The organism is Enterococcus sp. DIV1316a (assembly GCF_050536915.1).
GTDB classification, from domain to species: domain Bacteria; phylum Bacillota; class Bacilli; order Lactobacillales; family Enterococcaceae; genus Enterococcus; species Enterococcus faecalis.
In genome coordinates this window covers 958011-976865 of sequence record NZ_CP172913.1, presented here as the reverse complement: position 1 = coordinate 976865, position 18855 = coordinate 958011, and the positions used below count along the sequence as shown (strand labels likewise).

20 protein-coding genes are annotated in these 18855 nt (G+C 37.8%); 2 read left to right on the top strand and 18 right to left on the bottom strand.

Annotation, left to right across the window (positions count from 1 at the left end):
• Positions 1-3: 3 nt before the first annotated feature.
• From IGL56_RS04810 to IGL56_RS04745, 14 genes are all read right to left on the bottom strand, one after another.
• On the bottom strand, positions 4-858 hold the full coding sequence (locus IGL56_RS04810; protein ID WP_002365516.1) for a two-component system regulatory protein YycI: 855 nt from the start codon (positions 856-858) through the stop codon (positions 4-6).
• The gene (locus IGL56_RS04805; RefSeq protein WP_002391610.1) at positions 858-2168 is read right to left on the bottom strand and encodes a YycH family regulatory protein; all 1311 of its coding nucleotides are present in this window, start codon (positions 2166-2168) and stop codon (positions 858-860) included. The genes IGL56_RS04810 and IGL56_RS04805 overlap by 1 nt, the downstream gene beginning before the upstream one ends.
• The gene (walK, locus tag IGL56_RS04800) at positions 2165-3994 is read right to left on the bottom strand and encodes a cell wall metabolism sensor histidine kinase WalK (protein ID WP_002357946.1); all 1830 of its coding nucleotides are present in this window, start codon (positions 3992-3994) and stop codon (positions 2165-2167) included. The genes IGL56_RS04805 and walK overlap by 4 nt, the downstream gene beginning before the upstream one ends.
• Before the next feature lie 6 nt (positions 3995-4000).
• Positions 4001-4705 (bottom strand): response regulator YycF, encoded by a 705-nt coding sequence (yycF, locus tag IGL56_RS04795; protein WP_002357947.1) that lies wholly within the window; start codon positions 4703-4705, stop codon positions 4001-4003.
• 173 nt (positions 4706-4878) lie between these two features.
• Positions 4879-5580, bottom strand: coding sequence for an MIP/aquaporin family protein (locus tag IGL56_RS04790; RefSeq protein WP_002385990.1), 702 nt, complete (start codon positions 5578-5580; stop codon positions 4879-4881).
• A gap of 117 nt (positions 5581-5697) precedes the next feature.
• The gene (locus IGL56_RS04785; RefSeq protein WP_002357950.1) at positions 5698-6558 is read right to left on the bottom strand and encodes a DegV family protein; all 861 of its coding nucleotides are present in this window, start codon (positions 6556-6558) and stop codon (positions 5698-5700) included.
• Complete coding sequence (locus IGL56_RS04780) at positions 6551-7120, bottom strand: DUF1836 domain-containing protein (protein ID WP_002357951.1); 570 nt, start codon at positions 7118-7120, stop codon at positions 6551-6553. The genes IGL56_RS04785 and IGL56_RS04780 overlap by 8 nt, the downstream gene beginning before the upstream one ends.
• A gap of 126 nt (positions 7121-7246) precedes the next feature.
• Positions 7247-7900 carry a TIGR01906 family membrane protein gene (locus tag IGL56_RS04775; RefSeq protein ID WP_002381967.1) on the bottom strand — a complete coding sequence of 218 codons (654 nt, stop codon included), beginning with the start codon at positions 7898-7900 and terminating at the stop codon, positions 7247-7249.
• Positions 7888-8658 (bottom strand): TIGR01457 family HAD-type hydrolase, encoded by a 771-nt coding sequence (locus tag IGL56_RS04770; protein WP_002357953.1) that lies wholly within the window; start codon positions 8656-8658, stop codon positions 7888-7890. Before IGL56_RS04770 ends, IGL56_RS04775 begins: the two co-directional genes overlap by 13 nt.
• 5 nt (positions 8659-8663) lie before the next feature.
• Positions 8664-9293, bottom strand: coding sequence for a YutD family protein (locus IGL56_RS04765; RefSeq protein ID WP_002357954.1), 630 nt, complete (start codon positions 9291-9293; stop codon positions 8664-8666).
• Positions 9294-9327: 34 nt separating this feature from the next.
• Positions 9328-10710, bottom strand: a complete 1383-nt coding sequence (locus tag IGL56_RS04760; protein WP_002357955.1) for a bifunctional metallophosphatase/5'-nucleotidase — start codon at positions 10708-10710, stop codon at positions 9328-9330.
• A gap of 124 nt (positions 10711-10834) precedes the next feature.
• Positions 10835-12523 (bottom strand): ribonuclease J, encoded by a 1689-nt coding sequence (locus IGL56_RS04755; protein ID WP_065813836.1) that lies wholly within the window; start codon positions 12521-12523, stop codon positions 10835-10837.
• A gap of 30 nt (positions 12524-12553) precedes the next feature.
• Entirely contained in the window at positions 12554-13426 is an 873-nt protein-coding gene (gene dapA / locus IGL56_RS04750; RefSeq protein ID WP_002357957.1) for a 4-hydroxy-tetrahydrodipicolinate synthase, read from the bottom strand.
• 33 nt (positions 13427-13459) lie between these two features.
• The gene (locus IGL56_RS04745) at positions 13460-14527 is read right to left on the bottom strand and encodes an aspartate-semialdehyde dehydrogenase (protein WP_002381968.1); all 1068 of its coding nucleotides are present in this window, start codon (positions 14525-14527) and stop codon (positions 13460-13462) included.
• 206 nt (positions 14528-14733) lie between these two features.
• Here IGL56_RS04745 and IGL56_RS04740 point away from each other — a divergent pair, with 206 nt between their 5' ends.
• A complete protein-coding gene (locus IGL56_RS04740; protein WP_002357960.1) occupies positions 14734-15192 on the top strand; it encodes an S-ribosylhomocysteine lyase in 459 nt (152 codons plus the stop codon).
• 83 nt (positions 15193-15275) lie between these two features.
• Positions 15276-16010 (top strand): oxygen-insensitive NADPH nitroreductase, encoded by a 735-nt coding sequence (gene nfsA / locus IGL56_RS04735; protein ID WP_002357961.1) that lies wholly within the window; start codon positions 15276-15278, stop codon positions 16008-16010.
• A 57-nt stretch (positions 16011-16067) separates the two neighbouring features.
• Here nfsA and IGL56_RS04730 read toward each other — a convergent pair whose 3' ends face one another.
• From IGL56_RS04730 to IGL56_RS04715, 4 genes are all read right to left on the bottom strand, one after another.
• A complete protein-coding gene (locus IGL56_RS04730) occupies positions 16068-16316 on the bottom strand; it encodes a YtxH domain-containing protein (RefSeq protein ID WP_002357962.1) in 249 nt (82 codons plus the stop codon).
• A gap of 90 nt (positions 16317-16406) precedes the next feature.
• Positions 16407-17285, bottom strand: a complete 879-nt coding sequence (gene scrK / locus IGL56_RS04725; protein ID WP_002357964.1) for a fructokinase ScrK — start codon at positions 17283-17285, stop codon at positions 16407-16409.
• 225 nt (positions 17286-17510) lie between these two features.
• Positions 17511-17723, bottom strand: a complete 213-nt coding sequence (locus IGL56_RS04720; protein ID WP_002357965.1) for a hypothetical protein — start codon at positions 17721-17723, stop codon at positions 17511-17513.
• Positions 17716-18780, bottom strand: a complete 1065-nt coding sequence (locus IGL56_RS04715) for a DUF916 and DUF3324 domain-containing protein (protein WP_430599847.1) — start codon at positions 18778-18780, stop codon at positions 17716-17718. Before IGL56_RS04715 ends, IGL56_RS04720 begins: the two co-directional genes overlap by 8 nt.
• Between the last annotated feature and the right edge of the window lie 75 nt (positions 18781-18855).

Genomic DNA, 18855 nt, shown 5'->3' with positions numbered 1-18855 from the left:
ACCTTAATGTTTTTCCACCTTTGGCACAGTATTATTTGTGATGATGGTATTACTTACGGCATTCACCTGTTCAATTTCAACTGAATCTTCACCAGTAGAAATTCCTACAAACCAGACTGGAACGTATACATTTTTCTCACGAATTTTATAAATTCTTGAATAGGCCAATTTAATGAATGTTATTTTGGAATTACTAGGAATCCGGTTATTCATATAGAGCGTGTCTATCGCATCACGATTGGAATATAAATCCGTTTTGTCCCGTAACTCTTCAATATTTTCAATGTGCGTTTGCGAATATTTACTAATTTTCCATAATTCACCTGACGTATCTGCTAAAATACTTAATTTTGCCGTGTCGTCTCTAAAAGGAATTCCTTTATACGATTGTGCAGCCACAATTTCTGCCGTCGGCTCTTTTAAATGAGAAAATTCTGGTAAGTATTGATATTCGTCTCCGAATAATAAAGCATTTTTTTCATTTAAAAAGGTACTTAAATCTTTATCAATTTTCTTAGGATCAATAAAATAGTTTTTACTAGGTACACTCGTTAAAGTATTATCCGCAATTTGCAGCCCATTTCTCAAAAAATTTTTATTCTTTTCACGTTGGATTTTTAAAGCAGCAGAAAAATTGGTTTGTTCGCCACTTAAATAATAGCCTTCCAATCGTTCTGAAGAAAGTGTCCCTTTATACGAGATATTATCTTTTTCCAACCGACTTTCAATCGATTCTGTTTGGCTGGAAGAAGAGACGTTGCTCTCCTCTTGTTGACCTTCCCGATAAATTCCAAATAAAAAGATATTTAATCCTAAAAATGCTAAGAAGAAAATCCACTCAATTCGTTTAAAATCCATTAGCCCACCTCCAAGCTTGGTAATTGTTTTACCAAGTCCGTTGCAGTGTACCAATTGTTGTTATAAAGGACATACCATTCCGGACTTAAATCAACGACTTGTTTGACTTCTTCAATTGTCTGCCACGTATAACCGATAACAGCCGATTGGATTTTTTCCTTTTTAGCACCAGCCGTTTCTAAACGCTTAATCAATTTTTCCGTGCTTTCCAGCGTCACTTCTTCTTCTGAAGGAATCGGTACTTGGATTGTATTCACACTTGTGTTAATGGTTACGCTTGGCGCAGCACCATCGTTGTTCGTGATACGGATATCCACTTGGCCTTTTAAATCATTACTGAACACTGGGAAACCTTCCACAAAAGTCCGATAATTGACACTATCTTTCGTTCGATCAAAGTAACGCAAATTCCCCATATTGGTTCCTAAACGTTTTACATAAGAAAAGCTTTGATTATAGATTGAATCCCGTTTATTCTCTTCTGGCAAGGTCCCTTTAAAATCGATTTTCCCCAGTTTTTCTTCTGCAAACAATCGTTCTTCTTTACTCGTATAGGTTAAGTCTTGACTGTCTTCATTGGTTTGGATATCTTCCGTTTCATTGAAAAAAGCATTCCTAAAACGAGTAACTGGTTGCGAAGCTAAGATATAACTGTACTTTTTCAACTTCATATCATTGGTTAAATAACATTGTCCTTGTTTGGTTAGCGTATTTTCGGAAACGTCTTGATATTGCAATCCCTCTTTATTGATAATTCCCATTAAGCGCGCCTTATTAACAGTCATGGGCGCTTCATAGACGTTGGATTGATCATAATCTAAAAAACGTATCTTATTTTCGTTAAAATCCAATTGAATTTTCGTAAAATACTGGTCCGTCAACTCATTAAAGTTAGTAAAATTAATGGATAGATTATAAATCGAAGCATAGTCCGAGATTAAAAAGGGACCTTGATAAAGAAGTTCAATGCCTTGTTCCATTTGGTTGTAGCGCTTAAGTTGCTCTGCATTTTTTGTCACAACTTGTGTCAATTTACCAAACGTAGCCATTTTAATATCATTTTGAACATTACTAATTAATGTTTCACGATTACTTTGCATCGCTTTTCCATCGGCTATTCGAATCAATTGCAAAGGTAAATAGACATCGCCAATGGCTTTTTCATTGACAGCTGTTGTGACTTGGCTTCCCGACTTCATTTCTGGTATTTTTTTGGCAGAATTCAGCCAGATATTGACTGAAAAATATATACTTAAAATGACCATCAAAATCAAGCCAATTCTTGTAATCCATTCTGATAATTTCATCATTCCCACCAATCCTCTTCATAAGGTTCATATGGTAGTGAAATATAGAAAGTCGATCCTTCACCTTCTGTACTTTCCACCCAAATACTCCCGTTATGGGCCCGAATTACTTCTTTAGAAATTGCTAAACCTAAACCAGTCCCACCTTGTGCTCGCGCACGTGCTTTATCCACACGATAAAAACGCTCGAAGACTTTCCCGAGATCTTTTTTAGGGATGCCCAAACCTTGGTCCGAGATACTAAAGACGACATTATTATGTGTTTCAACTAGTCGGCAGGTAATGACGCCGCCATCTGGCGAATACTTAATCGCATTGTTCAAAATGTTGTCTAAAACCTGAATTACTTTGTCTGTATCTAACTCTACCCATAAATCGCGTTTAGTAAATTCACGGCGAATTTTGTAATTTTTTTGCTCATTTTCAATCATCATATCAAAGCGATCCAAGACAAAATTAATCAATTCGTTAAAATTCACATACTCTAATTGAAGATGTGTATTCCCAGAGTCCATCCGAGATAAATTCAACAAATCATTAATCATACGAATCATCCGGTCGGTTTCTTCTAACGTGACTTTTAAGAAGTTCGGCGCAATCTCAGGGTTTTCCCAAGCTCCTTCACTCAAAGCCTCTATATAACTACGCATACTTGTCAAAGGCGTTCGCAACTCATGAGAAACATTGGAAACAAATTCCCGTCTTTCCCGTTCGTTTTTTTCCTGTTCTGTGACGTCATGAAGTACGCAAACTAAGCCAGTAATAAATCCTGATTCCCGACGAATCATCGTAAAGTCTACCCGGATAATCATTTGGTCTTCTTCACGATCAGACGTTGAGCGATCAATCAGCAGTTCATCTGGCTCTTCTAACAGCTTCCGCAATGTGTAATCTTCTTCAATATCTAACAACTCTAATAACGAGGTCCCAATCACATTTTCATTTTTTACATTTAATAATGAAAGGGCCATTTCATTAATCGTAATCACCTTTCCGCGGCGATCCGTCGCAATGACACCATCTGTCATATGCGTTAAGACACTATCTAAACGATTTCTTTCTGCTTCCATTGTTTCTTGTGCTTCTTCAATCCGTTCTGATAATTGATTAAATGTTTCTGCTAATTGGCCTAATTCATCTTTTCCATGGACTTCTACTTTTCCAGCGTAATCACCACGAGCGATTCGAATGGCTTGCTCGCGCATTTCCCCAATCGGCTTCGTGATTGATCGTGCAATCAGTAAGGTCACAATAATCGAGATTGCTGCGGCAATAATAGAAGCAGTGAAAAAGATACTTGCTGTGTTGGTAATTTCTTGGTATTTATTTTCTAAATTACTTTTCACATAAAGGACGCCAATCACTGTTTCTCCAGTAGGCGATTGAATCGGCTGGACATTCACATACACGCGTTTATCATTATCTAAAGCTTGATATTTTTTACTCGTAAAGTCATTTAAATCACGATAATCATTCTTTTTCCCAATAATATTTTGTTGATTTAAATCATTGGTTGCCCGAATAATCCCTTTATCATCGACAATTCTCGCTTCAGAAATATCTGCATTTGAAAAATCAGATAACGCTTTTTTTAAATTTGCATCAACGTCACTACGTTCGAGATCTTTGTTGCTCATCTGCGTGCTTAACGTATTTGACAATTGGACAACTTGGGAATCCATATTTTTTTTAAAATCGGAAATTGTAGTGGCTTCCAATTCACGAATGAAATAGCCACCAATGATTTGAATCGCAATCAGTAACAGCAGAATAAATGATAACGCAATCTTAAAATTAACAGATTGAAAAAAGTGAACTTTTTTCTTCATACCTGATTACTCCTGTTCAGGATTTCTTAGATAATAACCAACCCCACGACGAGTAACCAAATACGTTGGATGACTTGGACTATCTTCAATTTTTTCTCTTAAACGACGCACGGTTACGTCCACTGTCCGCACATCACCAAAATAATCATAACCCCAAACGGTTTGTAACAAATGTTCACGAGTCATCACTTGTCCGATATGTTTTGCTAAGTAATAAAGTAACTCAAATTCACGGTGGGTTAATTCAATTTTTTCACCCCGTTTTGAGACCATGTATGCATCAGGATGAATGGTTAAATCACCAATCGTTAATTCAGATTGTGTTGTCACCTCAGCTTCTTTCGCATTGGTTGCACCTCGCCGTAAATTGGCTTTTACACGAGCAACTAATTCACGATTTGAAAATGGTTTCGTTACATAGTCATCGGCTCCTAATTCCAATCCTAAAACCTTATCAATTTCAGAATCTTTGGCAGTCACCATAATGATTGGCATATCATGTGTTTTGCGCACTTCTCGCGCGACTTCTAAGCCATCCATTTTAGGGAGCATTAAGTCTAAAATAATTAAGTCTGGTTCCACTTCTTCCACTTTTTCAAGTGCTTCTTCTCCATCATAAGCAGTAAATACTTCATATCCTTCTTTAACCAAATTATATTTAACGATCTCTGAAATTGGCTTCTCGTCATCAACTACTAAAATTTTCTTCACAAAGAGACACCTCTTTTTCCTTCTAATCTTATTTGATACTTTCCTATTATACCTTATTTTGATGATGTTTTCATCTTTAGCTAAAAATGCGCCTTCAGGTTCTCCTAGTATAACAAAAAAAGAATCTCTGACAACAATTGACGCTTGTTATCAAAGATTCTTCTTCTGCTAATCTATTCTTCCGTATCTAAGACGGATTTTGCTACAAGAGCGGCTAATAATCCACCAATTAATGGCGCAACGATAAAAATCCACAACTCAGATAACGCTGAACCACCCGCAAAAACGGCTGGCGCGATGCTACGAGCTGGGTTGACAGAAGTTCCTGTCAAAGGAATGCCGACTAAGTGAATCATTGTTAGTGTTAACCCAATTACGATTCCTGCTAATGAAGCATTGCCTTTCTTAGCACTTGTAACTGTCATGACAACTAAAACAAAAATAAATGTTAAAATAATTTCGACTGTCAATGCACCAGCAACACTTAATTCCCCTACGCCATTTTGACCTAAGTTCTCAATACTTTTACCAGCACCTTTTAGAATGCTTAATAATGCAAATGAGGCAATCAAGCCACCAACAATTTGTCCCACTACATAGTAGATTAGTTCCATTGTTGTTATTCGTTTATTAAGCCACATTCCTATAGAAACAGCTGGATTTAGATGTGCACCTGAAATTGTGCCAATACTATAGGCAGCAGCAACGATTGTTAACCCAAATGCTAAGGCAATCCCCGTTGTTCCAATCCCTTCCATACCATTTCCTAGAACGGCTGTTCCTGTCCCAAAAAAGACAAGAATAAATGTTCCTAAACATTCTGCTATTGTTTTTTTCACAAAAAATTCCCCCTTTGTAGACAAATTGTAACACATTCGTGAAATTTTCAATATAATTTTCGTTGTTTTTTCAGTAAAATGATATTTCTATGAAAAAGAGAAATCTTAAATGAAAAATCCCCTCAAAAAAATTTGAGGAGATTTTTCATTTAATTAATCATTTAATAACTGTATACCAACACCTAAAAGTCCTGGTCCTGTATGAACAACTAATGCCGGACTAATCGTTCCAAAGTAAATTTCTTCTGCTTGTGGAAAAGCCGCTTTCAAGCGTTCCATCATTGCTTTTGCTTCTTCCTCTGCCGCACCGTGAGCGACTGCCAAACGGAAACGGGGTGCCTCACCTATAAAGTTCGTCACCAACTCAAACGTTTTATCAAGACTTTTTTTACGGCCGCGAGACTTAGCCACCGTATAGTAAATGCCTTCTTCATTACAAGAAATAATGGGGTTTAATTTTAGCGCATTCCCTAAAATAGAAGTGACTAAACCAATTCGTCCACCTTTTTGTAGATATTCTAAAGTGGCTACATTAAAAAATACTTTTGCGTTGGCTACTTCTTCTGTTAATTTTTGTTGTAATTCTTGCCATCCTAATCCTGTTTCAATTAATTCTGCTGCTCGTATCGCCTGAATGCCAGCTCCGATACCAATGTTCTTTGTATCTAAAACAAATACATCTAGTCCTTCGGTTTGTTCTCCAAGCAAGCGAACCACATTATACGTTCCACTTAAACCACTAGAAATGGTCACCGCTAAGACTTTTTCGTAACCCGCTTCTTTAATTTTGTCAAAAATAGCTTGGATTGTTGCGCCATCTGGCAATGAAGTACTCGGGATTTCTTTCTCTAAACGTTGATACACTTCTTCTGGTGTAATATCTACCTTATCTGTATAGGTTTTTTCAGGATAAATAATCTGTAAAGGCAAGACATACATGCCGTATTGTTTGACTAATGCCTCTGGAACATCTGTCCCAGAATCAACCAGTAGTGCGATCTTTTCTTTATTCATGTGTCATCTCATCCATTTCTTTTAAGTATTCTTGTTCCAATTCAATCACTTTTTCACTAAACATTTTAGTAGCAAAAGACATTGTCGCTGCTTTTACAGCCAAATATTCAATCCCCATAGGTTCTTGTGATTTAGCCTGAACTTCTTTTTCTTGCGCTTGAGCAGCAATCACATAAATCGCTCGTTCCTGTTCTTGACAAAATAAATTGTACGCTTCACGAATACCAACCGTGGCTCCTTGGAATAAAATGCCTTGCTTAATTTCTGGCAATGTTAACACTTGTTTCAACAACGTAATCGCAATTAAAAACGCTAAATGCTTTTGATTGTAGCGCTTTTTCACTGGGGCCGGGATTAACCCGTGTTTGACATAATTATTAACCATTGAGGACGTTAACAAAGTATGTTTTTCCAGTGTAATCAATGGGGATAAGTATTTTTCTATCAGAGTAATCACTTGATCCATATATAATTCAATGTCTGGTAACTCATGCCATCTTGGCAAATGAACATTTTCCAATTGTTGGCCCCAATTTTGTAGTGATTTTTCTATCTCGTCCATAAAAACCCTCCTAACCATTTCTAAAAAAGAATATCATACTTTTGACAATTATTCAATCTAGTTTTTAAAACTAGATTGAATAAAAAAGAAAAGCGAGCAATTTTGGAATTGTTCACTTTTCTCTCTTTATTTTTTTAAAGAACGTTTTCCGATTAAAACACCTATCAAAAACAGGCCTTCTAATAAAACAAAAAACAAGATAAAGCAATGCATAAAGTAGGCTTCAGGTAAGGCATTGATAATCGGATCAGTCAGCGGATTAAATAACCAAGCATCGTTGTTAAAAAATAATCCATGAAACGCAATAAAAAATTGATCAAAGCCAATCAGCATGAAAAAGCCAAAAAGCACAGGCAAAAACATTCCCCACTGAAATGGCCGTATCAATGTCCATAAACGCTGATTTTTTACCAAATATTTTAAATAAAGGACACTAGGCATCAACGTAACTAGTAATACGCCATAGCACAATAAAAATAATTTTTTCACTTCATAAAAATGAAAAGCCGCGCTATCAGACATTGGAAAATCAGGAAATACTAATGTTTTTTCAAAAGGATTGTTTAAGTACATCATTAAATGATCGTAATTTTTAATCAAGGTCACACGATCAACCTCTACGTCTTTTAAAATATTTAAGTGTTGGATATCAAAAAGATACAATGGACGAAAATTAATCGTGATCGTGATACTTAAAGCCACAATCGTTAAAAACAAACAAATGAGTCCAAGTGTTTCCCTTAAACGCAATTTCGACCTCATCATACTCAAAAAGTCCATTCATCTAAGGAATCAACAACATAGGTTGGTGGCGTTGGCAAAGTTGGAACAGCTGACTTAGGGGTAAAACCTGATGTAACTAACAAGCTATCAATACCATTTTGAATCCCTGATTGAATATCGGTTTCATAATTATCTCCAACCATAATTACTTGCTCTTTTTCCACGCCTAAATGCGCAATCGCTCGTTCCATGATAATCGCTTTTGGTTTGCCAATATAAACTGGTTTTGTTTGAGTAGCTGTCTCCACAAACGTCACAACTGAACCTGCACCAGGTAATAAGCCTCTTTCTGTCGGAATGTTCTTATCTGGATTGGTCCCAATAAACAACGCCCCTTTTTGAATGGCTAAGGTAGCTAAAACCACTTTTTCATAAGATAATTCTGTATCGAGTCCCACGACAACATAATCAGGGTTTGTTTCATCCCATTCAAAACCTGCTTCTAAAATTAAGTCAATTAAACCAGCCTCGCCGATGACAAAGACTTTCTTGCCTCGATTGGTTTCTTTCATGTAATCAATCGTCGCTAAAGTCGCTGTATAAACAAGGGATGCTGGGACATGAATATCAAATTCATTTGCTAAACGTTGTGCCACTGTTTCAGGAGATTTAGTGGTATTATTCGTTACAAATAAAAAAGGCAAATCTTTTTCCTGTAACTGCTCGACAAAACGTTTTCCGGCTGGAATTGGTTCTTTTCCTAAATAAATCGTTCCATCTAAATCAATTAAATATCCTTGATAGTCTTTTTTCACTCTGTTTACTCCTCACGTTGACGAATCGTAAAGCCTTTGCCAGATTTTTTGGGACTAGGCTGTTTGGGTGTAGTCGTTTTTTTATTTTCTTCTTTTCGCGTACGAATCACTGGCTTGCTATTTTTATTAGCGGGCGCACTCTTTTCCTCGACAAACGCGTTAGAACGATTATTCTTTTTATGGCGACGACGACGATGCGTTGTTTTTTCTTTACGTTCCCCTGTTCGTTCAATTACAAAATAGGCACAGCCAAAATTACAATATTCATACAAATAGTCTTCTAGTGTATCAATGCGTTGATCCGGCGCTGCCCGACGATTAGAAGTATCAAAAAAGCCACGCAAGCGTAACTGTTCATAGCCCCAGTCTCCTACGATATAATCATAACGCGCTAATACTTCACTAAACCGTTCACCTAAGCGTTCAGGATCAAAGGCATCACGATGATTTTTAACAATTCGGTACTCTCTTTCACCAATTTGAATATCTGTTTCATTCACAATGGTGACAATTTCCCCTTTTTTCTTTTCTTTTACAGGTTCTTCTTTTATTTCTTCAAGAACTGCTGTTAGTTCTTCTGTAAAGGTTGCAGCAGTTTCTGTTTCTTTTTTTTCGGTTGTCTTTTTGTCTGTCATTTTTTCACCACCTAGTTTTTATTATACCTTGTTTTTATTTGATTGGATAGTGGGCATGCAGATAGTTCGCCACGACAGTTCTTAAAACGTCTGGAAATAAAAATTCGACTTCTCCAACTAACTCAATCGTTGGGAAAAACGGAACAAATTGAAAGTGATCCACTGTTGTCAGCGTATACTTCTGCTCTGGCTGAATAGGTTTCCCTTGCCAAAAAACGGTCTGGCTATTTCGCTCAAAACGAATCCCATCATAACATAATTCGCCAAAAATTTTCCCGCGGAAGCCCATCCCGCGAATCGGAAATTTCCGCAGAAATTGACGACTTTTTTCCATTTCACGAATCAAACGGCTCATGTCTGACCCTTTCAAGGTAACCTTGATTAAATGCATTGGATGAGGCAAGGCCTCATGTAATTGGTCTGCATTGATTATTCCTTCTGGTAAATCTGCTAAAAATAACCCGTTGTTCAACACAGCCGCTTCGGTCTGCCCCGCTTCTTTTAACGCCTTCAAGGCAACAGTTATAAAGGCATGCGGTTGCCGTAAGTCCGTTGACAAGGTTTCAGGGATTTGTGCAATTTGCTGCGCTTGCAATAGTCGATGACCTTCCGTTAAGTAACCCGCAATTTCCTTGGCATCCGTTGCTTGCTCTTCTAAACTTGCTGTTTCAATCGTTTTTGCATAACTTGTGACTTGCTTCGTGTCGGCATCCACAAACAGATGCACTTCACCAATATACTGTCCATATTTGCCAGCAGCTGCTAGTTGCACATGATTAATTTTTTCACCATCTTTAAATAAATGATGTGTATGGGAACCTAAAATCACTTGAATTTCAGGATAATTCGCCGCAATCATAAAATCAGTATCTATCCCCAAGTGACTAAGCAAAATGAGAACATCACATTGAGGCGCAACTTCTGTAATCAGTTGAGGAAGGACTGCTTCCACTTGTTTGATTGTCCAGCCATTGGGATTATACGTTAAAGGAAATGGTGCGGTTAAGCCAATAAACCCTAACTTCGTGCCTTCTTTAGTTGTCATAATTTTATATGCTTGACAAAAATCTGGTAACGTTTGGGTTTTTGGATCTTCTAAATTAGCTAAGACCACTTCAAATGTTGCCTGATCATATAAATGCTCTAATTGTTTCTTTGAATTGCCGATTCCTTCATTATTTCCAATTGTAACCAGGTCATACGCTAATGTATTCATTATAGCTACATTTGCTCGACCATCTGTTGCTTCGGTCAAAGGATGACACCGATCTGAAAAGTCACCTAAATCAATGGTTACGACTGTTTTGCCCTCTTTTTGGTACAGCGAACGTTTGGCTTTAACCAGACGCCGTATTTTGGGCCAATTTTCAAAGTGAGAATGAAGATCATTGGTATGGAACAACACAATCTCTTCCACTAAAATCGCCTCCTTTATTCAGCGCTCTGATTAATAGTACCATATTTATAGAAGAAAGTTACAAAAAAGAACAGATGACTTTAGAAGAATTTCTCCTAAAATCACCTGCTTTTATCAGGACGAACTATGCATTATTTTTGGGACGCTTGCGTTGCGTCGCTTCCATGATAACTGGTAAGATCACAGGACGACGTTTGGTTTGTTCAAATAAATAACGGCTTAAGTTTTCGCGGATTTCTTGTTTCAGTTTGCTCCATTCGAAATCGTCACTTTCTAAATGCTTTTCAACAATTTCTGTAACAATATTGCTACTTTCTTTCATTAGGTCTTTACTTGTTTTAACGTAAACAAAACCTCTAGAAGTAATTTTAGCTGGTGAAACAATTCGTTTTTCTCGGCGATTAATTGTCACAACAGCCACAAAAATACCATCTTCTGAAAGAATACGACGATCCCGTAAAACGATATTACCAATATCGCCGACACCAATCCCGTCAATCATAATATTTTCGGCCGTTGTGCTGCCAGCTACCGACATTCTACCTTTTGTATACTCTAGAATGTCCCCACGACCTGTAATAAAGATATCTTTATAAGGCATGCCAATTTCGTGTGCTAAGTCCGCATGCGCAGCTAACTGGCGGTATTCACCTTGGACAGGAATGAAATATTTTGGTTTCATTAAGTTCAGCATCAATTGCAAGTCATTCGGATTAGCGTGACCAGACACACGTAAATTGTCGGAAATTTGCTTCACCGTAGCACCGGCCCGATAGACAATATCCTCTGTTTTGGCAACCGTTGTTTCCATGGCCGTTGTCGGCGTTGTCGTAATATAAACTAAATCGCCTTCTTCAATTCGAACGACACCATGTGTATTATTAGCCATTTTTTGAAGTGACTTAATCGGTTCTCCCATCCGGCCTGTTTCTAAAATTAATAACTGTTCGGGTGCATATTTTTTCATTTCTTTTGGTTTCACTAATAGATCTTCACTTGGCAATTGTAATTTTTCCAATTTCATCGCCGTCCGAATAATCCGTTCAAAATCTTGGCCTGTCAAAACGACTTTACGACCAGAACGATCCGCTGCATTCAATACTTGTTGGACCCGTTGCAAATTACTTGCCACACATGCCACGATGATTCGTCCTTCCCAATAGCGAATCGTGTCGAACACTTCATCAGCGATTTGGGCTTCCGATGCAACTTGGGCTGGGTTTTCAGCATTTGATGAATCACTAAGTAGCGCCAAGACGCCTTCATTCCCAATTTCAGCCAAGCGGCCATAATCGGTTTGATACATCTCAATCGCACTTTGATCAAATTTAAAATCACCAGTATAAACAATGTTGCCTTCTTTTGTTTTGATGCTAACGCCAATCGAATCTGGAATGGTGTGCGTTGTTTTAAAGAAGCTCACCGTTGCTTGACCAAAATCAATTTCTGTATGCGGGTCAATCACATGGAAATCTTTAAATTTCTTCGTTTCCGCATGACTGTTGACACTTAGTTTTGCTAGTTCAATCGTTAATTCTGTCCCAAAAACAGGCACTTGAATTTTTGAAAGCAAATACGGTAAGGCCCCAATTGCATCTGCATGGCCATGTGTTAAAAAGACCCCTGCAATTCGTTCACTATTTTCTTCTAAATACGTAAAATCCGGAATGACAACGTCAATTCCTAAAAGTTCGTTCTCTGGATATTGTAATCCACAATCCAGTACAAAAATTTCATCTTCCACTTCAGCAACGTACATATTTTTTCCATTTTCACGAACGCCGCCTAATGGAACGATTTTTATTGTACTCACTCTTTTCACCTCTCTATGATTACACGTTCTTTAAATCTCTAACGTGCGAATAATTCTTTGCTCTTCTTCTGGTGTACAAGCAACTAGAGGTAAACGTAAATTTCCAACAGGAATACCTAAATGATTTAAGGCCGCTTTCACGGGTGCCGGTGAAGGCACTGAAAACAATGCGTTCATTTTTGGTAATAACTGTCGTTGAATTTTAGCCGCTTCCGGCAAGTTCCCCTGCTCCAGCGCTTGATACATCTCATACATTGACGAACCGAAGACATGACTGGCTACCGAAATAACCCCTTGTCCGCCAAGTGCCTTGGTGGCAAAAGCCAACCCGTCTTCTCCAGTATACACTAGAAAGTCTTTTGGCGCTCTTTCAATCAACTCAGTAATTGCATCTAACCCTGCACATTCTTTAATTGCCACAATTTTTTCCAATTGTGCTAAGCGCAAAGTAGTTTCCACTTCTAGACATGCAGCCGTTCTACCAGGAACATTGTACAAAATAATTGGCAGTTCACTTGCTTCTGCGATGGTTTTAAAATGTTGATACATACCTTCTTGATTCGGTTTATTATAATAAGGAACAACCGCCAAAACAGCATCGATACCAGCGATTGTCGCTAACTCTTTCACAAAAGCGACTGAGTCACGTGTATCATTCGTACCTACACCACAAATAATCGGAATACGTCCATCGATCAGTTCAATCATTCGCTGGAATAATTGTAATTCTTCTTCATGAGTTAACGTGGGTGATTCACCAGTTGTTCCTGCTAAAATAACGCCTTCTGTATGATTGGCCAATAAATAGTCTACCAATTGCGGTAGTTTATCAAAATCTATTTCTCCCGATTCTTGAAACGGCGTAACCATTGCCGTAATAATTGTTGCATTCGTTAAATCCATCCTATTCCCTCCCGAGTATACAATACAAACCTTCTAGTCGTTTTCAGGTACACGAAGCAAATTCATTTCGTGTAGCGTTTCAGCAATTTGGACCGAGTTCCAAGCAGCTCCTTTTAATAGGTTGTCTGACACAATCCATAAATGGAAACCGTTCTTCACGTCAACGTCTTGACGAATACGGCCGACAAATGTTTCTTTCTGGTTGACGCTATTTAGCGCTTGTGGATATAGTTGTTCACTTGGCTCATCTTGCAAAATTACACCTGGAGCTTGCGCCATTAATTCTTGGATGGCTGAGACCGATGCATCTGCTTGTTTCACTTCTATATAAACAGACTCAGAATGTCCTGAAATTACCGGAATACGGACACAGGTGGCAACGACTTTTAGCTTGTTGTCTCCCATGATTTTTTTTGTTTCATTCATCATTTTCCATTCTTCGTAGGTATACCCTGCTTCTGAAAAAACATCAATTTGAGGCAACGCATTAAAAGCAATTGGATAATGTTTTTCGTCACTGCCAGCTGGTAAAATTTCAGCTGACCATTCGCTGACAGGTTTTCCCTCTAAAAAATCTTCGGCTTGTTCTTTTAGCTCATTAATTGCACGGATACCTGCGCCACTCACAGCTTGATACGTTGAAACGATGATTCGTTCTAAGCCAAACGCTTGCCGAATTGGTTCCAAGGCCACCATCATTTGAATCGTAGAACAATTGGGATTTGCGATGATTCCCTGATGATTTTTTAAGGCTTCCGGGTTCACTTCTGGAACAACTAAAGGAACATCTTTTGCCATTCTAAAATGGCTAGTGTTGTCAACAACAACAGCTCCGCGCTTAACTGCTTCTGGTGCAAACTTTTCGGAAATACTCCCACCAGCACTAAATAATGCTAAATCGATTCCTTCAAATGATTCCGGGACTAATTCTTCCACGATAAGAGGTTGCCCTTTAAACTGAATCTCTTGTCCAGCAGAACGCTTAGACGCCAATAACCTCACACTGGCAATTGGCAAACTTGTTTCTGCTAACAATTCAATCATTCTTGTCCCGACAGCACCTGTTGCTCCTACCACGGCAACATGATATTCTTTTCCCATATTTTCATACTCCCCTCTTACCTTCTTGTAAAAGCTACTTGTCCTATTTTACCATAGTATTGAAAAAACCTACATAGTCAAAAAAATGATTTTTTTATTTTCCCATGATATTTTAAAACTATTACCCATTAAAGGACTATCCATTGACTTTTGACTTAAATTTGTTATAGTTAAAACGAATTTAATTATAAAGGGAGCGAAATTTCATGGCACGCGTAGAAAGTTTTGAATTAGATCACAACACAGTAAAAGCACCATATGTTCGCCTTGCTGGCACAGAACAAAATGGTGATGCGTTAGTCGAAAAATATGACTTACGTTTCTTACAACCAAACAAAGATGCCCTACCAACAGGCGCATTACACACGTTGGAACATTTGTTAGCAGTTAACATGCGTGATGAATTAAAAGGAATCATTGACATTTCGCCAATGGGTTGCCGCACTGGTTTTTATATGATTATGTGGGATCAACATTCACCACAAGAAATCCGTGATGCATTAGTCAACGTTTTAAACAAAGTAATCAATACAGAAGTTGTTCCAGCAGTCTCTGCAAAAGAGTGCGGAAACTACAAAGATCATTCTTTATTTGCAGCGAAAGAATACGCAAAAATCGTCTTAGACCAAGGAATTAGTTTAGATCCATTTGAACGTATTCTGTAATCTTTAGCAATTAACGACTGAGAAACCCACTATTAAGCTGTGGGTTTTTCTGTTCTCTTTCTTAATTTAAACGGAGGTTTTTTATGAATCAAACAATCGAACAATTACTAAGTCACCGTTCCGTTCGTCATTTTAAAAAGCAAGCGTTAACGGACAAGCAGAAACAACAGTTAATTACTGCAGCTCAAGCAGGATCAAGCTCCAATTTTTTACAAGCTTATACAATTATAGAAATCAAAGATCCTGAGCTACGCAGAGAATTGGGACGTTTAGCGAATTGTGAAGACTATGTCGTTAACACTGGTGTGTTCTATGTTTTTGTTGCTGATTTGTATCGTCATGCAACGATTTTGTCAAAAGAGGGGCAATCATTGGAACCCTTAAAGACACCAGAATCATTATTAGTAGCTGCCGTTGATACAACGATTGCTGCGCAAAACATGGCCATTGCGGCTGAATCTATGGATTTAGGGATTTGTTATATTGGCGGCATTCGAAATGACTTAGACACAGTAGCCAAACGCTTATCTTTGCCTGAATTAACTGTACCACTTTTCGGATTAACAATCGGTGTACCAGAAACGTTAAATGGTGTAAAACCACGGATGCCTTTTGAAAATATTTTAAGCGAAAATCACTACCAATCAGACAAATTGACAGATATGCACACATATGATGAATTATTAAAAGATTATTATGCCAGCCGCTCAAGTAACGCCCAAACAGCGGATTGGTCACAGAAGTCTTTGTCCTATTTTTCTTATAATCGTCGGCCAGAAGTAAAAACATTTTTACAGAAGCAAGGATTTGATATCTAAACAAAAGAGCGTGGGCTTACGTTATTTCAACGTAAGCCCACGCTCTTTTGTTAATTTTTATTTATCTTTACTAAATTTGTCTTTTAAGTCTTCAAAGCCTTCTTTAACTTTATCAGTTAATTTTTCAGCGCCTTCTTTAAGGTCATCGCCGGCATCACGTGCTTTGTCTTTTACGTCAGCAAAGGTTGATTGAGCTTTTCCTTCAAGTTCTTTGCCTTTATCATCCGTAACTTTGCCTTGCGCTTCTTTTGCAGTACCTTCTACTTTATCTTTTGCATCGTCAAAACGTCCTTTTAAATCTGCCATGCTAATCCCTCCTAAATAATTAATTACATAATAAGAGTATCATTCTTAGCCATTTCCTTCAAATATAATGCATGAACTGCGAATAAATGGTTATTTTTGAGCTATTAAAGCTTTTTTTGCCAAGGCAAAGCAACCAATTGTTCCTGGATTATCTTCTAAAAGAGGCGTCACCAAGTATTTTTCTAAAGGCGGTGTTTCCACATATCCATTGACTAATTCAGCAAATTTTTCACGAACTTTCGGCATCAAATGACGTTGTTTCATGACGCCGCCGCCTAAAATGATCACTTCTGGCGCTAATAATAAAGTCGTATTGTACGCCGCTTGCGCTAAATAATAAGCTTCTAGTTCCCAAGTTTTATGATCCTCTTCCAATAAATGTCCTTTTTTACCAGAACGACCTTCAACTGCTGGTCCTGCTGCAATCCCTTCTAAACAATCTCCATGATAAGGACAATTTCCTGCATACGTATCTTCAGGATGACGACGGACTAACGCATGCCCCATTTCTGGGTGGCTAAAGCCTTCAATAAACTCACCGTTTTGAATCGCTCCAGCGCCAACACCAGTTCCAATTGTATAATATACACAACTAGATGTATGTTGCCCATTTCCAGCAACATACTCACCATATGCCGCAGCATTCACATCCGTTGTCCAAGCCATTGGCACATCAAAATGTTGTTTCATAGTCCCTAACAAGTCAAAGTTACGCCAAGCTAATTTTGGTGTAGAAGTGATATAACCATACGTAGGAGAATCAACGTGAATATCAATCGGACCAAACGAACCAATCCCAATCGCTTTTAAAGGATATTGTTGGAAAAATTCTATTACTTTTTTCATTGTTTCTTCTGGGGTTGTTGTGGGAAAACTGACACGTTCTACGATGGTCAAATCATCTGTCCCAACGCCACATACAAATTTTGTGCCACCGGCTTCGATACTTCCTAAAAGTTTTTCTGTCATTGCAATATGCTCCTTCGTTTCCATTTTATAAGTAAGCGGATACATTACTTTTGATTAAATAACTAACATACACGTTTAGTTTACCACTTTTTTTTCGTTTCGACAGAACAATTTAACAATTTCAGTCAGGTTGCCCAATGAAATCTGGCAAGTTGCTAAAGAGCATTTTCCTAAAACAAAAAACGAGCATTCACGGTTATCTAACAATGAATGCTCGTTTTTTGTTTATTGATTCTTTAGCGAAAAATATAACAATAGTCCGATTGTAATCCACCCACCACTAAGTAAAAGCATTAACCAACTTAAAAGCGTTTCTTTTAGAATACTTCTGGGTTCTTTTGCATGCTGAATAAAACTCATACTAGTCAGCAAAGAAAAGAGGAAAAACATAAAACAAATGACCGCTAAACCGCCAGACAACCAAAACCAACTAGCCATTATTCTCACTCTCCTTTTCGCTTGTTTTTTGATAATTATTGCGCCAAATGACACTATAAATTGCCCCAATTGTGATTACTAACAACGTGTAGAAAGTCGGTAACCACCATGTAGGTAGGACCCATTTGACCGTAGCTTCTTGATTCAATTTTTTTGCTTCACGAGTGTTAATCGTAAATTCTTGTTGAAAAGGCCAAGACCGTTGTTCATCTTGTTGTAAAATAGCACGTCCTGTAAATATATAAGTCCCAGCATCTAGCGGTTGTTTGCCCAAATCAAGATGAAAATTCATGGAACTATTTGGGGCAAAGCGAACATTTTTTAGTGTCCGTTGTGCAATTTTTTTAGAGGATCCTTTTTTTATCACTTGACCTTCTAAACGAACTTCTGGAAAAATAGCAGCATACGGATTTTGAATGACCGCCTTTAGCGATTTGGACCCTAAAGCAATTGTAGGTGTTACTTTCACTAATTTCAGTTGGTTCACCTCTGTTAAAGGAGCATTCTCAGCACTCCTCATGGCAATCGCAACATTAAACCCGTAGCGACTGGTTAATCCCATTGTTTGGTTCTCTTCCTCTGTTTTTTCATCTTTGAGATGCGCATAACCCCCGCCTAAAACAACTCCTTTGATAGGCTTATCAAGTCCCTTCACCTTCATCTTTGCTGATACTGTTTGATGAGGCGGCACACTCACTTCCTCATTTTCTAAAGTAACCAAGTCTGTCAGCGGAACCTTTAACGATGAATCAAGTGGTTTATCAAAATCATTGTACACAATCAACCCATTATCATTTGTTGATGCATTTGCTAGAGTCAATACGATGGACAATTTTTCGTCTGTCTTATTTTTTATATCTAGGACAATAGTGGAAGATTGCTTTGGTGCCAGAATTAAATCATAATAACTAGATGTTCCTGACACTTGATTTTCTGGTAAAACAGGCGTTACTGTAAATTTAGTCTTCATTTCTTCTGTAGCTTCTACTTTTGGAACAATAATAAAAAATGTGAAAAACAGAAATAGACAGAAAACACCGACTTTTTTTCTACTCATTTCTTCAAGATCTCCTTTATAAAGCTGAATGTACCTACTAGTCTAACAAATCAGCGAAACAATGCTGATCAATCT